The sequence below is a fragment of the Amycolatopsis sp. genome (genome assembly GCF_035546795.1).
Lineage (GTDB): Bacteria > Actinomycetota > Actinomycetes > Mycobacteriales > Pseudonocardiaceae > Amycolatopsis_E.
Genome location: NZ_DASZWC010000019.1, coordinates 49,866 through 68,316, shown reverse-complemented (window position 1 = coordinate 68,316; position 18,451 = coordinate 49,866). Strand labels below are relative to the sequence as shown.

Below are 18,451 nucleotides of genomic sequence, written 5' to 3'. Positions count from 1 at the left end.
TGATCCTTCCATGGGTGTGCTGAGATGGCGGGATGAGCATCGCGGCGACTCTGGCGCCACTCGACGGGCTTCTTCCGGCGCTGGAAGAGCTGTATGTGGACCTGCACCGGCACCCGGAGTTGTCCTTCGCCGAGCACCGCACCGCGGGCGAGCTGGCGCGGCGGCTGCGCGAATCCGGTTACGAGGTGCACACCGGCATCGGGAAAACCGGGGTCGCCGGGGTGCTGCACAACGGGTCCGGCCCGGTGGTGCTGCTGCGCGCGGACATCGACGCGCTGCCGGTCGAGGAGCACACGGGCCTGGAGTACGCCAGCGAAGAGCACGGCGTGATGCACGCGTGCGGGCACGACATGCACGCCGCCTGGCTCACCGGCGCGGCCGAGTTGCTCGCGCGGGCGAAGCAGAGCTGGCAGGGCACGCTGCTGGTGGTCTTCCAGCCGGGGGAGGAGCAGGGTTCGGGTGCGGAGCGCATGGTCCAAGACGGGCTGTTCGACCTGGTGGGCAAGCCCAATGTGTGCCTCGGCCAGCACGTGGTGCCCGGGCCCGCGGGCTGGGTGCTGACCAGGCCCGGAGTGATCATGGCCGCCACCGACGCGCTGAAGGTGGTGCTGCACGGGCGCGGTGGGCACGGATCTCGCCCGGAGACCACGGTGGATCCGGCGGTGCTGGCGGCGTCGGTGGTGATGAGGCTGCAAACGGTGGTGTCACGGGAGATCTCGGCCACCGACTCGGCCGTGGTGACCGTGGGCTCGATGCACGTGGGCACGGCGCACAACGTGATCGCCGATCACGCCGAGCTGGAGATCAACATCCGCACCTTCGACGACGTGGTGCGCCGCAAGGTGCTGGCGGCGATCGAGCGCATCGTGCGTGGCGAGGCCGTCGTCGCCGGTTCGCCGGAGGAGCCCGAGATCACCACCATCGCGAGCTTCCCCGTCACCCGCAACGACGACGGCGCGAACGCGCAGGTCACCGAGGCGTTCCAGGCGCATTTCGGGCCGGACCACTGGATGGAGGCGCCGCTGGTCACCGGCAGCGAGGACTTCAGCGAGTTCGCCCGCGCGGCCGGCGCGCAGTCGGTGTTCTGGCTGGTCGGTGGCCTCGAACCGCAGCGGGTGCTGACGGCCATCACCGAGGGCCGGTTCGAACAGGACATCCCGTCGAACCACTCGTCGAAGTTCGCCCCGATCCTGCACCCCACGCTGCGGACCGGGGTGGAGACGCTCGTCGTCGGCGCGCTGCGCTACCTCGACGGCCGGGCCTGATCCGATTGGCACGCAAGGGAAATCACGTATGACCGAGGTCGTCGCGCTGACCAGGAAACTGGTCGGCATGGACACGGTGGGCAAGGACGAGACCGCCGCACTCAGGACACTCGCGCCGCTGCTGGAGGAGTCCGGGTTCGTCGTCGCGATCACCGAACACGAACCCGGCCGCGGCACGCTGGTCGCGGACTGGCACACCGGCCTCGGCGTGCCGCCGCTGTGCCTGTCCGGGCATGTCGACACCGTCCCACTCGGCGCCGCGGCCTGGCAGCACGCGCCGTTCGGGGAGGTCGACGGCGACCGGCTGTACGGCCGCGGCACCAGTGACATGAAGGGCGGCATCGCGGCCATCGTCACCGCGGCCACCGCGCTCGCCGGGAAGACGCCGAAGCGGGCCGGGCTGCGTCTCGTGCTGACAGCCGCGGAGGAGACGGGTTCGCAGGGCGCCCGGTACGTCGCGGATTCGGTGCTCGACGCGCCGAGCGGCCCGCTGGTGATCGCGGAGCCGACGTCGAACGCCGTGGTGCACGGGCACAAAGGCGCGCTGTGGCTGGAGGCGCTGGCCACCGGCGTCACCGCGCACGGCTCGATGCCCGAGCTGGGGGAGAACGCGATCTACAAACTCGCCAGCGCGGTCACCGCGCTCGCCGGCTACCGGTTCGAGGCCGGCCCGCACCCGGTCCTCGGCTCACCGACGCTGAACGTGGGCACGATTTCCGGCGGCCTGAACACGAACTCGGTGCCGGACCGCGCCGTGGCCACCGTCGACGTGCGCACGATCGCCGGGCAGGACCACGCGCTGGTCGCCGGAGCACTTTCGCGCGTGGCAGGGCTGGAACTGCGGCCGATCGTCGATCTGCCGCCGGTGTGGACCGACCCGGGCGACGAATGGGCCGCCTCGGTCACCGAGATCGTGCGTTCGGTGACCGGCGAATCGGGCGAACCTCGCGCGGCGACCTATTTCACCGACGCCTCGGTCCTCACGCCCGCGCTGGGTTCGGTACCGACGCTCATCTGCGGCCCTGGCGAGGCGTCGCAGGCGCATGTGACCGACGAGTGGTGCGCGCTGAGCCGGCTGGCCGAATCCGCGGAGATCTTCTCCCTGATCTGCCGGGATTGGTGCGGGTTGTGACCCTCCCCGGGTGTTGCCGACCGGCGCCGAGTGGGACGATGGGTGCCGGAGGTGGTCATAGTGCACAGGACTCCCCGCAGTGCCGGGGAAGAGGCCGACCCGGTTCTCATCACCGAGGCCGCCCCCTCCTACGAGGAAGAGCACGCCGCGCGTAAGCGCAAGTACATGCTCATGATGGGGATGCGTTTCCCCTGCCTGATCCTGGCCGGCATCTTCTATCACACGTGGTGGCTGGCGCTGTTCTTCGTCGTGCTGTCCATTCCGCTGCCGTGGATCGCCGTGCTTGTCGCCAACGACCGCCCGCCGCGCAAGGCGGAAAACGTCAGCCGCTACCAGCGCGAGGCGAAGCAGATCGAGCACCGCGAACACCGGGTCATCGACGGTCAGGGCTGAGCCCCCACCTGTGCTACCGCCTTGGCGCCCAACGTAACTCCGGCGCGCAGGGCGTCCACAGTGGACTGTCCGTGCAGCCACGCCGAAAGCACGCCGGCGTCGAAGGCGTCACCGGCGCCGGTCGAGTCCACGCATTCCGCGGGCTCGGCGGGCACGCTCACGGTGCCGTTCCTGTCCACCCAGCCGGCGCCGTCGATGCCCGCGGTCACAGCCACCGCGCCCACGGCCTCCAGCAAGGTTTCCGGCCCGTGTGAACCGGTCAGGGCCCGCAGTTCGTCGGCGTTCGGCAGGAGCAAATCCACCCCGCGCACGTCGTCGAGGAAGCCCGCCGGGTCCGTCAGCAACGCCGCCGCCTGCGGGTCCACCGACGTGGTCAGGCCCGCCCGCCGTGCCGCCGCCAGCGCGGCCAAGCCGCCCGGCCGCGACGACGGGTCGAGCAGGATATAACCGGACAAATGCAGATGCGTTGCCCCCGCCAGTGCCTCGGCGGCGACATCGGCCGGCGAAAAACGGGCGTTGGCACCGCGGTCGGGGAGCATGCTGCGCTGGCCGTGGCCGTCCACCAGCACCACCACACAGCACGTCGCGGCCACCTCGTCCACCGCGAACGCGCACCGCACCCCGGCCGCCTCCAGTTCCGACCGGATCAACCGGCCGCCCGCGTCATCGCCGACCCGGGCGATGAGCGTTGTCTCCACACCGGCGGAAGCCAGCCACAGCGCGGTGTTCGCTCCCGCGCCGCCGCCGGTCAGCCGGACCTGTGCGCGCGAATCCCCGCCTCGCACGATCGCGTGCTCGTGCCGGGCGACCACGTCCAGGCCGGCATCGCCGACCACGACCACCTTCACGCGAGTTCCACGGCGATCTCGGCCGCGAGTTTCGCGTTGGACAGCACGAGCGCCTCGTTGGCGTCCAGGCTCACCCCGTTGCTGGCGGTGTGGAAGTGCTCCAGCAACACCGGCGTCACGTCCTTGCCGTGGACTCCCTTGGCCCGCACCAGCTCCAGCCCGTCGCGCAGCAGCCGTTCGTGCAGCTCTCCGTCCATTTCGGACTCGGCGGGGATGGGATTCGCCAGCAGTACCCCGGAATCCGCGTACTGCCGGTGCGCGGCGACGACCGCGGCCGCCTGTTTCGGGTCGTCCACCCGCCACGGCACCGCGAACCCGCGCGAGCGCAGGTAGAACGCCGGGAACTCGTCGGTCCGGTAACCCAGCACCGGCACCGAGGAGGTCTCCAGCACCTCCAGCGTGGCCGCGATGTCGAGCACCGACTTGACCCCGGAACACACCACGAGCGTCGGGATCCGGCCCAGCACGCCGAGATCCGCCGACACGTCCCACGACTCGGCCGCGCCGAGGTGCACCCCGCCGAGGCCGCCGGTGGCGAACACCCCGATCCCGGCCTGGTGCGCGAGCGCCGAGGTGCTCGCCACCGTGGTCGCACCCGAACGCCCCAGCCCGATCGCCGGGCCGAGGTCGCGCAGCGAAAGCTTGTCCAGACCCGCGTCCGGCGCGCACACCCGTTCCAGTTCCGCGGCCGACAGACCGGCGACCGGCGTGCCGTCCAGTACCGCGATCGTCGCCGGTACCGCGCCCGCCGCCCGCACCGTCTCCTCCAGACGGTGTGCCACGTCGAGGTTCCGGCCGGGCGGCAGCCCGTGCGACAGGATGGTGGACTCGAGCGCGACGAGGGGCCTGCCGCTGTTGACGGCCTCGGAAACCTCGCCGGAAAGGGAAATCGGGGTCATGAAGGTCATCTTCACCGACCGGTTCAGCCGAACTTCCAGCGGGTGGGCGAGCCGGGGAAGTCGGCCTCGTCGAGGCCGAACACCCATTTCGGCCGCACCCGCACGGTCGCGTGGCTGACCGGATCGATGAGTTCCCCGCCGTAGTCCGTGCCGTACTTGGCGTTGATCTGGCTCAGGAATCCGCGCAGGGACACGGTGTCGGCCACCACCTTGGCCGTGCCCTCCAGCACCACGGGGTTGAGCGGATCGTCCGTCGCGGCCGACACCGCCGGGTTGGCCCGCAGGTTGCGGATCTTGCGGGCGTGCAGGGCCGAGGAGAACCACAGCGCCTCGTCGTGCCAGACCGCCCACACCGGCATCAGATGCGGGCGCCCGTCCGGCCACACGGTGGAGACCCAGTAGTCATGGGAATCCTGCAGCCGCCGCACCGCCCACGACCACGGCAGCAGACCCGAACCCTCGTCCGGTGGCAGGGTGCCGTAGCCCGGCATGTGCGGGCGGGTGGCGCGTGGCTCCGGCATCGGGCTCACCCCCTTCAGTTCAGATACTGCGCCACTCCCTCCCCGAAGGACCAGTCCGATTCGCTGTTTTCGGTGAGGTTGACGAAGACGTTGCGCGGCTCGATCCCGGCGCTTTCCTTCGCCAGTTCGCCGATCCGCGCGTAGAGCGCCTTCTTCTGCGAGTTGAGCCTGCCGACGCGCAGGGTGAGGCTGATGAACACGATCCCGTCGTCGCGGGTGATCCCGAGGTAACCGGGGTCGTAGCGGACCTGGCCGGCTTCGTGCCGGGTGATGATCTGGAAGAAGTCGTCGGCGGGCACGTCGATGGTTTCGGTCATCGCCTGGTGCACCGCGTCGCCGAGCGCGGTCAGCGTCGCGTCGTCGTGCGTGGGCGGGGCGTCGATTCGTACGAGAGGCATGAGGTCACTGTACATACTAGTAGGTACAGTGACAAGGTGTGTGCTTCGCGGCACAGGGCGCCTGCGGCATCATGGAGACATGAGCACGACGACGCTGCCTGAGGCCGACACCCGGCCGGAAACCACTGACAGCACCGACGACGACACCCCGAAGATGTTCCACTACGTGCGCAAGAACAAGATCGCCGAAAGCGCGGTCATGGGCACGCACGTGGTGGCGCTCTGCGGCGAGGTCTTCCCGGTGACCAAATCGCCCAAGCCCGGCTCGCCGGTCTGCCCGGCGTGCAAGGAGATCTACGAAGGACTGCGCCCCGGCCCCGAAGCCTGATCCGCGTCGGTGAGGTCGCCTGCGGCTTCGCCGGATTCCTTCGCGCGCGGTTTGCGCAACGGCGTGGTGGTGCGCTCCCACAGGCCCTTGCCCTGTTGCTCGGAGCGCATCTTCTCGCTGGCCTTCTCCATTTCCAGGCGGCGCCACCGGCGGCGCTGCCGCCTGGTCATCTTCGCCGGCCAGAGTTCCTGGATGGCGCTGTTGAAGTAGGCGCCGCCGACCACGGCCATCCCGATGAAATACGTGAACAGCAGGAACGCGATCGGCGTGGCGAGCGCGCCGTAGGTGTAACCGGTGCTGGTGATCCACGTCAGGTAGATCCGCAGGCCGATACTGGCCAGCAGGAAGATCACCATCGCCAGCGTCGCGCCCGGCAGCCCCCGGTGCCACGGCAGCCGCCGCGGCAGCGCGAGCTTGTACAGCGTCGCGAGCGCGATGATCAGGCCCACCGCCAGCACCGGGTAGTAGCCGATGCCGATCCACGTGGACACCGTCGGACGCCAGGAATCGGGGAAGAAGTCGGTCAGGATGTTCGGCCCCACGGCGATCACCGGCAGCCCGATCACCAGCAGGACCAGCCCGCACAGGTAAAGCAGCAGCGCGAAGATCCGTTGCCACACCTCGTTGCGCACGCCGTACTGGTCGTGCGCCACCGTGATCGCGTCGACGAACGAGGACATCGCCGAGGAGCCGGCCCACAGCGAGATCAGGAAGCCGACGGAGACGATCTCGCCCTTGCCGATGGTGAGGATGTCGTCGACCGTCGGCTCGATGATCTGGTGCACCACGTTGCCGGTGAAGACGCGCTCGCAGAACGTGATGATCTTGTCGTGCACCGTGGTGACGAAACCCGGGCCGAACCAGTCGCCCATGAACCCGAGGCTGCCGAGCAGTCCCAGCAGCAGCGGCGGCAGGGACAGCGTCTGCCAGAAAGCGGCTTCCGCGGACTCGGAGAAGATGTTGCCTTCCCACGCTTTGCCGAACGTGCGGCCGATGAGACGCCGCACGCCCTTGCGGGGCGGCCGGGGCTCGATCTCGTCACTCATCTCGACGTCCAGCATGGTCCATCAAGGGGATTTTGGCTCGCCGCGCGTGTGGTGTGTTCCACTCGGCCGTGCCGTTCGCGCCCCGCGCCGCTGCGGACCGGTAGTCTCCATCCAGCGCCCTCACCCGCGACCGGCGTTGCCGCCGGACGGTTTCGTGGGGGTTTTCGCATGTGGCGTTCCTGTCGGCGAGAGGAGGGGGAAGATCCTTGTCGGACACCGCACAGCGTAATCGGGGGGAATCCGGATTCGCCGCGCCCGAGCCGCAGCACGACTCCACCGCACGGCCGCTGCGCGCGTGGCAGCGCCGCGCGCTGACGAAGTACCTGACCAGCAAGCCGAAGGACTTCCTCGCGGTGGCGACGCCGGGCGCCGGGAAGACCGTGTTCGGCCTGCGCATCGCGGCGGAGCTGCTCTCGGACCGTACGGTCGAGTCGATCACCATCGTGACCCCGACCGAGCATCTCAAGCACCAGTGGGCGATCTCCGCGGCGGCCGCCGGTATCGCGATCGATTCGAACTACCGCAACGGCCAAGGTGCGACTTCCGCCGACTACCAGGGCGTCGCGCTCACCTACGCGCAGGTGGCCGCGCACCCCACGCTGCACCGCGTCCGCACCGAGAACCGCAAGACGCTGGTGATCCTCGACGAGATCCACCACGGCGGTGACGCGAAGTCCTGGGGCGACGCGATCCGCGAGGCGTTCACCCCGGCGGTACGGCGCGTGTCGCTGACCGGGACCCCGTTCCGCAGCGACGATTCGCCGATCCCGTTCATCTCCTACGAGCCCGACGGCGACGGCGCCATGCGCAGCAAGCCGGACCACTCCTACGGCTATGCCGATGCCCTCGCCGACGGCGTCGTCCGGCCGGTGGTCTTCCTCGCGTACTCGGGTGAAGCGTCGTGGCGCACCAACGCGGGCGAGGAGTTCACGGCCCGCCTCGGCGAGCCGCTGACGTCGGAGCAGACGGCCCGGGCGTGGCGCACAGCGCTGGATCCGGGCGGGGAGTGGATGCCCGCGGTCCTGCAGGCCGCCGACACCCGGTTGCAGCAGTTGCGCGGCGGCGGCATCCCCGACGCGGGTGGGCTGGTGATCGCGACCGACCAGGAGTCCGCACGGGCCTACGCGAAGCTGCTGTACCGGATCACCGGCACCGAGCCGGTGGTCGTGTTGTCCGACGATCCCAAGGCCACCAAGAAGATCGGCGAGTTCTCCGACACCGACGACAGGTGGCTGGTCGCGGTCCGGATGGTGTCCGAAGGCGTCGACGTGCCACGCCTCGCCGTGGGCGTGTATGCGACCAGTGCCTCCACACCGCTCTTCTTCGCCCAGGCCATCGGGCGTTTCGTGCGGGCGCGGCGCAAGGGTGAGACAGCGAGCGTTTTCCTGCCCAGCGTGCCGGTGTTGCTGGAGCTGGCCGCCGAGCTGGAGGCCCAGCGGGACCACGTGCTCGGGAAGCCGCACCGGGAGAAGGAAGGCTGGGACGACGAGCTGCTCGCCCAGGCCAACCGCACCGAGGACGAGCCCGGCGAGGAGGAGAAGGCGTTCACGTCGCTGGGCGCCTCGGCCGAGCTGGACCAGGTCATCTACGACGGGAACTCCTTCGGCACCGCGGTGTTCTCCGGCAGCGAGGAGGAGCAGGAGTACCTCGGCCTGCCCGGTCTGCTGGAGCCGGACCAGGTGCGCGCGCTGCTGCGGAAGCGGCAGGAGGAGCAGCTGGCCGACGGCAAGCGCCGCAAGCCGCAGAAGGAAGAGGCGCCGGCCCCCGCCCGCCCGCGTTCGACGCAGGAGCGCATCGCGTCGCTGCGGAAGGAACTGAACACGCTGGTCGGGATGTACCACCATCGCACGAACAAGCCGCACGGAGCCATTCACAACGACCTACGCCGTGTCTGCGGCGGGCCGCCCACGGCGATGGCGACGGTCGAACAGCTCGAAGAGCGGATCGTCACCCTGCGCTCCTGGTGAGTGACCGCCTACCGCCCCCGGCCGCTCCGCTCGCCACTGGCGCCTGCCACCCCGCTGCCGGGCAGCGTTCGGGCCGGACCGGCAGGCCAACGCGCCCCAGACAACGAAACGGGCGGGGACCTCCGTGAGGAGTCCCCGCCCGCTGGCGTAAGTCCCTTAGCGCTGGATCTCCGCCGCCATCTCCTTGAGCTTGGGCTCGTACTCCCGGGCGTGGTGGTTGCAGAACAGCAGTTCTCCCCCGGTGGAGAGAATCGCTCGTACCTGTGCTGCGGCACCGCACCTGTCACAACGGTCGAGTGCGGTCAATTCGGGGCGGGTGAGCGTGGGTGATGTCATGGGAGTCTCCCTCCGTCCCGGCACCGGTTGCCCGGGGCCATCGATCCAGCACGATCACTTCGGCACTGACGCCGGGACGGGATCGCCGCCGGCTCCGCTGTGTTCGTAGCTTCCACTCTTGCAGACGCTGAGCATGCCGCAAGTGTTCCCGCGTGTGTGGGACTTGTGTCACGCCGAATTACCCCGGATGCCGTAGAACCGATCCCGCCATTCAAGACAGCGAAACTTCGCCGCAACACCGCCAACCTGCTGATCACCGTGGTCAGGGTGTGTTTTCCGGCCTCGGTGAGTGATCGTCGGCAGTGCCGCGGGGGGTGTGTTCCGCCAGGAAGGTGTTCGTTCAGGGCGAAACCCCGATCGGCCCCGGAAGGCCCTTCGGACGGCAGTCCGCGGCCCCCGGCGCGTGAGACACTTCACTCATGACGAAGGCGGCATCGGCGGCGGCCAAGGACCTGGCGGTCGCCGGCGTGACCGGGGTCGAGCTCGCCTGGGCCGACAACAACGGCATCCCGCGCTCCCGGATAGTCCCGATCAAGGGGCTCGGGCCCGCCGCGAACCACGGCGTCGGGGTCACGTCGCTGTTCGCGGTCTTCGACACCCACGACGCGATCACCTACGGCCACTCCGGCCTGTCCACGCCGTCCGGCGATGTCCGGTTGATCCCGGTCGTGGAGCGCCTGCGCAGGCTCTCGGGGCAGCGGACTCTGGCGTGGGCGCCGGCGCGCCAGGTCGCGCCGGATGGCTCTCCGTGGCCGTACTGCCAGCGCAGCGTGCTCGAACGCCAGGTGGCCGAAGCGGCGCAACAGGGCTACGAGCTGCGCGCCGGGTACGAGCTGGAGTTCGCCGTCGCGCCCGCCGGCAGCCCGGACATCACGTCGGCCCCGGGGCATCGAGGACCGGCGTACAGCCCGCACGCGCTGATCGAGCTGGACGAGTTCGTCGCGGCGCTGCTGCACGACTTCGAGGCGAACGGCCTGGCGATCAACCAGCTGCACGCCGAATACGGGCCCGCGCAGGTCGAGCTGTCCCTGCAGGCGACCGATCCGGTGTCGGCGGCCGACGACCAGCTCCTGGCCCGCCAGACCATCCACGCGGCGGCCCGCACGCACGGGCTGCGAGTCAGCTTCGCGCCCGTCGTCAGCGCCGAGGCCGTCGGCAACGGGTGGCATCTGCACACCTCGTTGTGGCGCAAGGGGCGCAACCTGCTCGCCGGGCTGCCCGGCTCCGCCGGCGCCGGGTACCTCGCGGGGCTGTTGCGGGATCTGCCCGCGTTGACCGCGATCACCGCGCCCAGTGTCCCGTCCACGATGCGGCTGCGGCCGGGCTACTTCGCGAGCGCCTACGTGTTCTGGGGTGTGGAGAACCGCGAGGCGCCGCTGCGCTACGTGCCGGACACCGAGCTGCTCGGTGCCGATCACGCCAACGTCGAGCTGAAACCGTCCGACGCCTCGGCGAATCCGTATCTCGCGCTCGCCGCGGTGCTCGCGTCCGGGGTCGCGGGCATGGCGGACGAGCTGACCCTGCCCGCACCGATCGCGGAGGATCCGGGCACCTGGACGGAGGAACGCCGTGCCGCCGCCGGGGTGCAGCGCCTGCCGAGTACCCCGGCCGAGCAGGACGCGGCGCTCGTCGCCTCGCCGCGGATTTCGGCCGTGCTGGGCCATGATCTGCTGGGTGCGTTCCGGGCGGCGCGCGAGTCCGACCTGAAATGGGCGGCGGAACGCGGTACCGACGAGATCGTCGCCGAACACCTTTGGCGGTACTGAGTGCTGCCTGGAGTGCGCTGGTTCCCCGGAGCGCGGGAACAGATCGCCGTCGCCCGCGCCGAGATGCCGCAGAAGAACGATCTCTGCGGCGGGTTCGTGACGCTGGTGGCGTTGCGCGCCAACGGAATCCCGGTGCTGGATCAGGACGAGGCCGCGGCGGCGGCCGGGGTGCGGCTGTACCCGGACGGCACCCCGACCTGGCCGCCAGGGGAGAAGGGTCGCGACGACTACCGGATTTCCTTGCCGCAGGCCGAAAATCCTGACGACGCGGGTGCCTCGGCGGCCGGTGTCGCCGAAGCGGTCCAGGAGCTGTCGCGCGGGCGGCTCCGGGTGGTGCCGGCCTCCGGCCGATGGAGCCCCGACGCACTGCGCGCGTTGCTCGACGGGGTGGCCGGGCTGCCCCGGGTCACGGTTCTGGCCAATGTGGACACTGCCGAGCTCGGCGCGCACGACACACCCGAGCGGGCCTTGCTGGACTACCTCGAAGGCGGGCTGCCGCCGTTGTGGACTTCGCGCTGGAAAGTGGGGCACTTCGTGCTGCTGGCGGGCACCGTCACCGGCGTCGGCGGCACCCTGGTGTCCATAGTGGACACCTATCCCTCGCTCGGCGAGCGGGGCTTGCACTTCCAGATGCTCGAACGGCTGGCCCTGGCTCTGGACGGCGGCCGGGGCCTGCTGTTCGTGGTCGGCCCCGAGCACGAACAGCAGGCCGTCGAGCTGGTCAGGAACTGTGGTCTGCGACCGGTTCTCTGGTGACCGCCAGCCGCGAATGCGTGCGGCCGTAACCGAAGTAGATGATCAGGCCGACGGCCAGCCAGGCCGCGAACCGGATCCAGGTGAGCACGTCCAGGTTGAGCATCAGGTAGAAACACGCGATCGCCGCCAGGATCGGGGTCACCGGGGAGAAGGGCACCCGGAACGGGCGCTTGAGCTCCGGGCGCTTCCTGCGCAGCACCGGAACCGCGATCGCGACGATGATCATCGCGGACAGCGCGCCGATGCTGACCATGTCGGACAGCTCGGTGATCGGCACGAACGCCGCGAGCACGGCGATCAGCACCGCGCCGCCGATCGTCATCCGGTGCGGGGTGCCCCAGCGCGGGTGCGCGGTGCCCAAAGCCTTGGGCAGCAACCCGTCCCGGCCCATCGCGAACCCGATCCGCCCGATCGTCACCAGCTCCACCATCATCACCGACGTCAGCCCGGTGACCGCGCCGATCGAGATCAGCGCGCCAACCCAGTGCAGGCCGACCGAGTCGAAGGCCGATGCCAGCGGCGCGCCGGTGTCGATGTCGGTGAACGGGATCATCCCGGTCAGCACGACCGAAACCGCGACGTAGAGCACCGCGCACACACCCAGCGCGCCGAGGATCCCGACGCGCAGGTCCTTGCTCGGGTTGCGGGTTTCCTCGCCGAGGTTCGCCAGCGCTTCGAAGCCGGTATAGGCGAAGAACACGATCGCCGCCGCGCTCACCACGCCCGCGAAGCCGTAGATCGACGGCTCCAGCCCGAGACCGGCTTCGACCACCGGCTGCTTGAGCACGCTGCCTCCGCCGGAGGCCGGCTGGGCGGGCGGGATGAACGGGGAAAGGTTGGCGCCCTTGACGAAGAACACCCCGACAGCCACGATCAGCACGCACACCGCGACCTTCACGATCACCAGCACGTTGGTGATCAGCGCCGACTCGCGGATCCCGGCCACCGCCACCGCGGTCAGGATCGCGATGATCACCACCGCGCCGACGTTGACCGTCGCGTCCTCGCCGAACCACCGCGACGGCAGCCCGAGCAGGTTCGCCAGATATCCCGACCAGCCACGGGAAACCACGGCCGCGCCGAGCGCGAACTCCAGCAGCAGGTCCCAGCCGATGATCCACGCGAACACTTCACCGAGCGTCGCGAACGCGTAGGTGTAAGCGCTTCCCGCGGTCGGCACACTCGACGCGAGCTCGGCGTAGCACAGGGCCGCGAGCCCGGCGACGACCGCGCCGATCACGAACGACAGGATCACGGCCGGCCCCGCGTGGGTTTTCGCCTCCACCCCGGCGAGGGTGAAGATGCCGGTACCGATGATGATGCCGACCCCGAACCCGACCAGGTCCCGGCCGCGTAACCGGCGCTTGAGGGTTCCGGATTCCCCTCTGGCAAGGATTTCGTCCACGTCGAGCGTGCGCGTGATGCCCATCCGCCGAGGTTAGAAGATCACGGGCGGCGCCGCAGGGTAACGAAAACGACGGAGGGCCGCCACGTGGGAACGTGGCGGCCCTCCGCAGGAGAAAGCGCTGTCAGTCGAGGTAGTCGCGCAGGACCTGCGATCGCGACGGGTGGCGCAGCTTCGACATCGTCTTCGACTCGATCTGCCGGATCCGCTCCCGGGTGACCCCGTAGACCTGGCCGATCTCGTCCAGCGTGCGGGGCTGGCCGTCGGTGAGGCCGAACCGCAGCCGCACCACACCCGCCTCGCGCTCGGACAACGTCTGCAGCACCGACTGCAGCTGGTCCTGCAGCAGCGTGAACGACACCGCGTCCACCGCGACCACGGCTTCCGAGTCCTCGATGAAGTCACCGAGCTGCGAGTCGCCCTCGTCGCCGATGGTCTGGTCCAGCGAAATGGGCTCGCGGGCGTACTGCTGGATCTCCAGCACCTTCTCCGGCGAGATGTCCATTTCCTTGGCCAGCTCCTCCGGGGTGGGCTCGCGCCCGAGGTCCTGGAGCAGCTCGCGCTGGATGCGGCCCAGCTTGTTGATGACCTCGACCATGTGCACCGGGATCCGGATGGTGCGCGCCTGGTCGGCCATCGCGCGGGTGATCGCCTGGCGGATCCACCACGTCGCGTACGTGGAGAACTTGTAGCCCTTGGTGTAGTCGAACTTCTCGACCGCACGGATCAGGCCGAGGTTGCCCTCCTGGATCAGGTCCAGGAACGCCATGCCGCGGCCGGTGTAGCGCTTGGCGAGCGAGACGACCAGCCGGAGGTTGGCCTCCAGCAGGTGGTTCTTGGCGCGCTCACCGTCACGGACGATCCACTTGAGATCGCGCCGCATCTGGGTGGCGAGCTTCTCGCCCTCCTCCTCGGCGACGCGGACGCGCTCGGCGGCGTAGAGCCCGGCCTCGATGCGCTTGGCGAGCTCCACCTCCTCCTCGGCGTTGAGCAGCGCGACCTTGCCGATCTGCTTGAGGTAGGCGCGCACCGAGTCCGCGGAGGCGGTCAGCTCGGCGTCCTTGCGGGCCTGCCGCAGCGCCTCGGACTCCTCCTCGTCCCAGACGAAGTCCGGGTCGTTGGAGGTCTTGCCGGCGTTGCTGTCGCGGCTGGTGGTGCTCCGGCCGCTGCCGCGCTCGGACCGCGGGACCGGACGCTCCTCTTCCTCGTCGGAGTCGTCGGTCTCCTCGGTCACCGTGGCGTCGACGACGTCGACCTCGACCTCTTCCTCGAGGTCGGCCAGGTCGGCGTCGAGATCGACGTCCTCCAGCTCCTCGCCACCGGGGCCGTCGGGCTCACCCGAGTCCTCGCCCTTGCCCTTGGTGCCGGGCTTGCGGGCGCCCTTCTTGGCGGCCGGGCCCTTCTTGGCCGGCTTCTTTTCGGCCTGGCCGGTCCGCGTGGTGACGGCGTCCTCAGCGCCTGCGTCGGGTTCCGCGCTCGCGCCGGCCGACGAAGCCTGGGCGGCGCTCGATGTCTTCGTGCCGCTTCGGGTAGCGGTTTTTGCGGCTGCCACGTACGCCCTTTCGCAGCGGTCGATCAGGGCGAACCGGGCTGGTGGCTCCCGGCTGCCTCAAATTCGGGGAACGTCCCGCGGCCTGCGGCTTTGCTTCCGCGACCGTGGGCCGTGTTCCATTGTAACGACGATACGCCGGTGCGTTGCGGGCGATCATGCCCGCACCCGGCCCGCGTCCCGTGCCGGGTCAGTGCTCGATGCCCTCGACGGCCGCCGCGGCCGCGCCCACGATCCCGGCGTTGTTCTGCAACGATGCCACGATGATCTTGGTCCGGATCTCGAGGTGGGGGACCCATTTCTCGGCCTTCTTGCTGACCCCGCCGCCGACGATGAACAGATCCGGCCAGATCAGGTCCTCCAGCACGGTCAGGTAACGGTTAACCCGCTTGGCCCACTGGTGGTAGGTCAGTTCCTCATTGTCCTTGACCGAGGCGGCGGCCTTCTTCTCCGCGTCGTGCCCGTCCACTTCGAGGTGGCCGAACTCGGTGTTGGGCACGAGCTTGCCGTCGTGGAAGACGGCGCTGCCGATGCCGGTGCCGAAGGTGAGCAGGGTGGCCACGCCGGTGCGGGCCGCGGGGTCGCCGAACCGGATCTCGGCCATGCCCGCCGCGTCCGCGTCGTTCAGCATCGCGACGTCCTTGACGTCCCGGCCGATGCGCTCGGCGAAGAGCGCGTCCGCGTCGGTGCCGATCCACGCCGGATCGATGTTGGCCGCGGTGTGCGCGACACCCTTTTTGACGACCGCGGGGAGCGTGATGCCGACCGGGCCGTCCCAGCCGAAGTGCTTGACCACCTTGGCCACCACGTCGGCGACCGCTTCGGGTGTCGACGGGCGGGGCGTGTCGATCCGCAGGCGGTCGCCAATGAGCTCGCCCTTTTCCAGGTCGACGAGGGCGCCCTTGATACCACTGCCGCCGATGTCGATACCGAAACCGCGGGTCGCCGTCATTGGCGTTTTCCCTTCCTACTCGATTCAGAAGCCTATCCACGAGACTTTACTAGTCCGACCGGAAGCAGGCGGATACGCGTCCGCGGCGAATGTGCTCGTAGAGACCTGTTTCCGCCGTGGCTGTAGTCGGACTGGTAAAGAACGGCACGGCACCGGATGTGGTCACATGGATGCGTGGGAGCCTTCGAGACCGAACTCAAAGACGTCGCTGTCCAGGTGGCCGGTGCGGCCGCGACCCTCGTGCGCCAGGCCCGTGAGGCCATGTTGACAGGCCAGTCCGTGCAGGTCGACACCAAGTCCACCGACACCGACGTGGTGACCGCGGTGGACCGCGCGTCCGAGCGGCTGGTGCGGGAGCGGCTTGCCGAACTGCGGCCGGGGGAGCACGTGCTCGGCGAGGAGGAGGGCGGTAGCGCGGGCGAGGGGGTGACCTGGGTGGTCGACCCGATCGACGGCACGGTCAATTTCCTTTACGGCGCACCGGCTTTCGTCGTTTCGGTGGCCGCGCAGGTGGACGGGGTCTCGGTCGCGGGCGCGGTCGTCGAGCCCGTCGACGGCCGGGTGTGGACGGCCGCGCGGGGCGAGGGCGCGTGGCTGGACGGCCGGCGGTTGCACGTCTCAGCAGCGCAGCGGCTGGATCTGACTCTGGTCGCGACGGGCTTCGGGTACGCGGCCGAGCGCCGTGCGCGCCAGGCGCGGGCTGTCGCTGAGCTGCTCGGGCGCGTCCGGGACATCCGCCGCCCCGGCGCCGCTTCGCTCGACCTGTGCGCTGTCGCGGCGGGCTGGACGGACGCGTACGTCGAACACGGCCTGCATCGGTGGGACTGGGCGGCCGGCGCGCTGATCGCCGCCGAAGCCGGTGCCGTCGTCTCGCTGCCGGGCGAGGACACGGCGCTCGGTACGGATGCGACTTTCGCCGCCGCGCCCGGTATCGCCGCGCCGCTGCACGCCGCACTCGTCGAGTGCGGGTTCAAGGACGTGTGAGCGCGCTCAGCAGGCCGCGTTGCGGGCGGCGGACAGCAGCGCGGGATCGATGACCGCCGACGAACCGGCCGACTGCTCGTTGCCGTCGCCCGGGTGCTGTGCCGACCAGGCCTGCAGCTGCTGGAGCACGTCCCGCGCCTGCTGAGTGGGCCGTACGTCGCCGAACCCGCTGCCGATGGACACATCCACCGAGGCGTCCGCCCGGGTGTCCTTGACCAGCTCCACGCACGGCAGCACCAGGCTCAGCGTGCGCGCCGCGGACACCCCGTTGTCGCCGAAGCGGATCTGGCCGTGGCACTTGGCCTCGACGCCGTTGGGATAGGCCGGGTCGTTCTCCGGCGCGCCGATCTGGGTGAAGCCGAGTTCGCGCAGGCTCTCGGTGGTGATCGAGGCCTGGCCGCGGGCCTGGCTCGCGTTGAGCACCTTGACCGCGATCTTCTCCGGCGGGATCGGCGCGGTGTCGTCGAGTGCCGAATGGCTCAGTGAGGTGTATGTCATGCCCTGTGCCGGGGTGGGCGCCGGATCGCAGCGCAGCAGTTCGTCGATGTCCGAGCGGCTGCTGATGGCGCGCACCCACACGGCCATCGCGACGAGCCCGAGCACCGCGATGACGATCAACGCGGGGAGTGGCCGGCGTTTGCGGTAGCCCCGTTTTCTGCGGTTGCCGAAACCGATCCCCGACGCCACCTGCCCGTTCCCTTCCCCGATCCCGACACTTCGTTACAGCTATCTGGACCGTCGTCCCCGGTCAGCCTAAGCGTTACACTGCACCAGCGCCGACGCCGCCATTCGGGTGGGTCGGCCCCGTTGTCGCGTGACCGGCCATTCCCCCTGGCGGGTGACGTATGGAGGGCATCGACTAACCCGTTGCGGGTTCGGGTATGCCGTGAGCTACCCTCTGCGGGCTCCGGCCGTAGTTCGGGTCCCCTGACCAGTTGTGGAAGAGAGACCTGCCTCACTACGCCCGCCGGGCACAAACAGGGGCGCTGGAACGTTGTCCAGCGGCACGAAGGATACGCGAAGCGCATCGCGAATTCTTCGACAAGTGATACCGAAGCTGATCGCAGGGGTGAGGGACAATGGCGACCGACTACGACGCTCCGCGCCGCAGCGAAGCCGACGAGCTGGCCGAAGACTCGTTGGAGGAGCTGAAGGCCAGGCGTAACGAAAACCAGTCCGGCGTCGTGGACGTGGACGAGGACGCGACCGCGGAGAACTTCGAGCTCCCGGGCGCCGATCTGTCCGGGCTCTCCGGGGAGGATCTGACGGTCAAGGTGGTGCCGAAGCAGGCGGACGAGTTCACTTGTTCGGTGTGCTTCCTGGTGCACCACCGCAGCCGGCTGGCCGAGGAATCGGGCGGCCAGATGATCTGCCGGGACTGCGCGTAGGGCGAGGGGCACCGGGTCGGGCTACTGGCGCAGTAGCTCGGCCAGCGCCTCCGGCCTGCGCGAACTGACAATCCAGTAAGGCGTGGGATCCGCCGGATCGGTCAGGTGCACTCGCAGCACCGGGCCGACCCAGCCGCGGTGTGCGACGAACGCCGCCGGGTCCAGTTCGGGGCCCAGCGCCTTGCGCTTGTGGTTCTTGTCGATCACCTCGACCTCGCCGACGAACCGCAGCGGAAGGTGGGCCTTGCCCGCCCACAGCTCGCCGTCGGTGACCGCGATCCTGGTCCGGCCGAGGCTGATCAGCCACGCCGCCATCAGCGGGATCAGCACGACGAAGGGCAACCATTGGGGCAGCCCGGTGATCCCCATGTCGACCTCGGCGGCCAGCAGGCCGGCGGCGATGATCGGCAGCGGCCAGCCCCACCACGGGACGTAAAGCCGTTCCGAATGCTGTTTGGCTGCCGTGCTCACCGGCGTTCCGGCCGCGCTTGCGCTCTCACCCACGCCTTCAGGGTAGT

The 18,451-nt window shown here is 69.7% G+C and carries 20 protein-coding genes; 9 read left to right on the top strand and 11 right to left on the bottom strand.

From position 1 onward, the window contains the following. The first annotated feature begins 32 nt into the window (after positions 1-32). Genes VHD82_RS12570 through VHD82_RS12560 form a run of 3 tightly spaced genes read left to right on the top strand, consistent with a single transcriptional unit; the run spans position 33 to position 2,790 of the window. On the top strand, positions 33-1,265 hold the full coding sequence (locus VHD82_RS12570) for an amidohydrolase (protein WP_325701563.1): 1,233 nt from the start codon (positions 33-35) through the stop codon (positions 1,263-1,265). A 28-nt stretch (positions 1,266-1,293) separates the two neighbouring features. Beyond that, entirely contained in the window at positions 1,294-2,397 is a 1,104-nt protein-coding gene (locus VHD82_RS12565) for a M20 family metallopeptidase (RefSeq protein ID WP_325701561.1), read from the top strand. A gap of 51 nt (positions 2,398-2,448) precedes the next feature. Next, positions 2,449-2,790 carry a DUF3099 domain-containing protein gene (locus VHD82_RS12560; RefSeq protein ID WP_325701559.1) on the top strand — a complete coding sequence of 114 codons (342 nt, stop codon included), beginning with the start codon at positions 2,449-2,451 and terminating at the stop codon, positions 2,788-2,790. Here VHD82_RS12560 and VHD82_RS12555 read toward each other — a convergent pair. Genes VHD82_RS12555 through VHD82_RS12540 form a run of 4 tightly spaced genes read right to left on the bottom strand, consistent with a single transcriptional unit; the run spans position 2,781 to position 5,456 of the window. Beyond that, positions 2,781-3,638 carry a carbohydrate kinase family protein gene (locus tag VHD82_RS12555; protein ID WP_325701556.1) on the bottom strand — a complete coding sequence of 286 codons (858 nt, stop codon included), beginning with the start codon at positions 3,636-3,638 and terminating at the stop codon, positions 2,781-2,783. The two genes, VHD82_RS12560 and VHD82_RS12555, sit on opposite strands and share 10 nt — an antisense overlap. After that, positions 3,635-4,537 carry a pseudouridine-5'-phosphate glycosidase gene (locus VHD82_RS12550; protein WP_325701555.1) on the bottom strand — a complete coding sequence of 301 codons (903 nt, stop codon included), beginning with the start codon at positions 4,535-4,537 and terminating at the stop codon, positions 3,635-3,637. Before VHD82_RS12550 ends, VHD82_RS12555 begins: the two co-directional genes overlap by 4 nt. Positions 4,538-4,560: 23 nt before the next feature. Then, a complete protein-coding gene (locus VHD82_RS12545; protein WP_325701552.1) occupies positions 4,561-5,058 on the bottom strand; it encodes a pyridoxamine 5'-phosphate oxidase family protein in 498 nt (165 codons plus the stop codon). A gap of 14 nt (positions 5,059-5,072) precedes the next feature. Beyond that, positions 5,073-5,456: a tautomerase family protein gene (locus VHD82_RS12540; RefSeq protein ID WP_325701550.1), complete on the bottom strand. Its 384-nt coding sequence runs from the start codon at positions 5,454-5,456 to the stop codon at positions 5,073-5,075. A gap of 79 nt (positions 5,457-5,535) precedes the next feature. On the opposite strand from VHD82_RS12540, the gene VHD82_RS12535 reads away from it, so the two are divergent. Then, positions 5,536-5,784 carry a DUF3039 domain-containing protein gene (locus VHD82_RS12535; protein ID WP_325701547.1) on the top strand — a complete coding sequence of 83 codons (249 nt, stop codon included), beginning with the start codon at positions 5,536-5,538 and terminating at the stop codon, positions 5,782-5,784. Here the strand turns inward: VHD82_RS12535 and VHD82_RS12530 are convergent. Then, positions 5,751-6,830: a YihY/virulence factor BrkB family protein gene (locus VHD82_RS12530; protein WP_325701544.1), complete on the bottom strand. Its 1,080-nt coding sequence runs from the start codon at positions 6,828-6,830 to the stop codon at positions 5,751-5,753. The two genes, VHD82_RS12535 and VHD82_RS12530, sit on opposite strands and share 34 nt — an antisense overlap. A 206-nt stretch (positions 6,831-7,036) precedes the next feature. On the opposite strand from VHD82_RS12530, the gene VHD82_RS12525 reads away from it, so the two are divergent. Beyond that, the gene (locus tag VHD82_RS12525; protein ID WP_325701541.1) at positions 7,037-8,797 is read left to right on the top strand and encodes a DEAD/DEAH box helicase; all 1,761 of its coding nucleotides are present in this window, start codon (positions 7,037-7,039) and stop codon (positions 8,795-8,797) included. A 156-nt stretch (positions 8,798-8,953) separates the two neighbouring features. On the opposite strand, the gene VHD82_RS12520 is transcribed toward VHD82_RS12525, so the two are convergent. Then, a complete protein-coding gene (locus tag VHD82_RS12520; RefSeq protein ID WP_325701538.1) occupies positions 8,954-9,133 on the bottom strand; it encodes a DUF7455 domain-containing protein in 180 nt (59 codons plus the stop codon). A 419-nt stretch (positions 9,134-9,552) separates the two neighbouring features. Here VHD82_RS12520 and VHD82_RS12515 point away from each other — a divergent pair, with 419 nt between their 5' ends. Both VHD82_RS12515 and VHD82_RS12510 read left to right on the top strand, forming a co-directional pair. Beyond that, positions 9,553-10,899 (top strand): glutamine synthetase family protein, encoded by a 1,347-nt coding sequence (locus tag VHD82_RS12515; protein WP_325701535.1) that lies wholly within the window; start codon positions 9,553-9,555, stop codon positions 10,897-10,899. 12 nt (positions 10,900-10,911) lie between these two features. Further along, the gene (locus VHD82_RS12510; protein WP_325701532.1) at positions 10,912-11,655 is read left to right on the top strand and encodes a DUF6885 family protein; all 744 of its coding nucleotides are present in this window, start codon (positions 10,912-10,914) and stop codon (positions 11,653-11,655) included. Here VHD82_RS12510 and VHD82_RS12505 read toward each other — a convergent pair. From VHD82_RS12505 to ppgK, 3 genes are all read right to left on the bottom strand, one after another. Next, positions 11,621-13,084 carry an amino acid permease gene (locus VHD82_RS12505; protein WP_325701529.1) on the bottom strand — a complete coding sequence of 488 codons (1,464 nt, stop codon included), beginning with the start codon at positions 13,082-13,084 and terminating at the stop codon, positions 11,621-11,623. The two genes, VHD82_RS12510 and VHD82_RS12505, sit on opposite strands and share 35 nt — an antisense overlap. A 100-nt stretch (positions 13,085-13,184) precedes the next feature. Then, positions 13,185-14,639, bottom strand: a complete 1,455-nt coding sequence (locus VHD82_RS12500; protein ID WP_414637503.1) for an RNA polymerase sigma factor — start codon at positions 14,637-14,639, stop codon at positions 13,185-13,187. Between the two features lie 160 nt (positions 14,640-14,799). Next, on the bottom strand, positions 14,800-15,561 hold the full coding sequence (gene ppgK / locus VHD82_RS12495; RefSeq protein WP_325701523.1) for a polyphosphate--glucose phosphotransferase: 762 nt from the start codon (positions 15,559-15,561) through the stop codon (positions 14,800-14,802). 156 nt (positions 15,562-15,717) lie between these two features. Between ppgK and VHD82_RS12490 the strand changes: the two genes are divergently transcribed. After that, on the top strand, positions 15,718-16,545 hold the full coding sequence (locus VHD82_RS12490; protein ID WP_325701520.1) for an inositol monophosphatase family protein: 828 nt from the start codon (positions 15,718-15,720) through the stop codon (positions 16,543-16,545). Positions 16,546-16,551: 6 nt separating this feature from the next. Here the strand turns inward: VHD82_RS12490 and cei are convergent, their stop codons facing one another. Further along, positions 16,552-17,232: an envelope integrity protein Cei gene (gene cei, locus VHD82_RS12485; protein WP_325701517.1), complete on the bottom strand. Its 681-nt coding sequence runs from the start codon at positions 17,230-17,232 to the stop codon at positions 16,552-16,554. Between the two features lie 392 nt (positions 17,233-17,624). Between cei and VHD82_RS12480 the strand changes: the two genes are divergently transcribed. After that, a complete protein-coding gene (locus VHD82_RS12480) occupies positions 17,625-17,933 on the top strand; it encodes a DUF4193 domain-containing protein (RefSeq protein WP_325701515.1) in 309 nt (102 codons plus the stop codon). Between the two features lie 21 nt (positions 17,934-17,954). On the opposite strand, the gene VHD82_RS12475 is transcribed toward VHD82_RS12480, so the two are convergent. Beyond that, entirely contained in the window at positions 17,955-18,437 is a 483-nt protein-coding gene (locus tag VHD82_RS12475) for a DUF3093 domain-containing protein (protein WP_325701512.1), read from the bottom strand. Positions 18,438-18,451: the final 14 nt, after the last annotated feature.

Coding starts and splice junctions, on each gene's coding strand:
- VHD82_RS12570 (WP_325701563.1), top strand. CDS start 33: ATGAGCATCGCGGCGACTCTGGCGCCACTCGACGGGCTTCTTCCGGCG.
- VHD82_RS12565 (WP_325701561.1), top strand. CDS start 1,294: ATGACCGAGGTCGTCGCGCTGACCAGGAAACTGGTCGGCATGGACACG.
- VHD82_RS12550 (WP_325701555.1), bottom strand. CDS start 4,537: ATGACCCCGATTTCCCTTTCCGGCGAGGTTTCCGAGGCCGTCAACAGC.
- VHD82_RS12545 (WP_325701552.1), bottom strand. CDS start 5,058: ATGCCGGAGCCACGCGCCACCCGCCCGCACATGCCGGGCTACGGCACC.
- VHD82_RS12540 (WP_325701550.1), bottom strand. CDS start 5,456: ATGCCTCTCGTACGAATCGACGCCCCGCCCACGCACGACGACGCGACG.
- VHD82_RS12535 (WP_325701547.1), top strand. CDS start 5,536: ATGAGCACGACGACGCTGCCTGAGGCCGACACCCGGCCGGAAACCACT.
- VHD82_RS12530 (WP_325701544.1), bottom strand. CDS start 6,830: ATGAGTGACGAGATCGAGCCCCGGCCGCCCCGCAAGGGCGTGCGGCGT.
- VHD82_RS12520 (WP_325701538.1), bottom strand. CDS start 9,133: ATGACATCACCCACGCTCACCCGCCCCGAATTGACCGCACTCGACCGT.
- VHD82_RS12515 (WP_325701535.1), top strand. CDS start 9,553: ATGACGAAGGCGGCATCGGCGGCGGCCAAGGACCTGGCGGTCGCCGGC.
- VHD82_RS12505 (WP_325701529.1), bottom strand. CDS start 13,084: ATGGGCATCACGCGCACGCTCGACGTGGACGAAATCCTTGCCAGAGGG.
- ppgK (WP_325701523.1), bottom strand. CDS start 15,561: ATGACGGCGACCCGCGGTTTCGGTATCGACATCGGCGGCAGTGGTATC.
- VHD82_RS12490 (WP_325701520.1), top strand. CDS start 15,718: ATGTGGTCACATGGATGCGTGGGAGCCTTCGAGACCGAACTCAAAGAC.
- VHD82_RS12480 (WP_325701515.1), top strand. CDS start 17,625: ATGGCGACCGACTACGACGCTCCGCGCCGCAGCGAAGCCGACGAGCTG.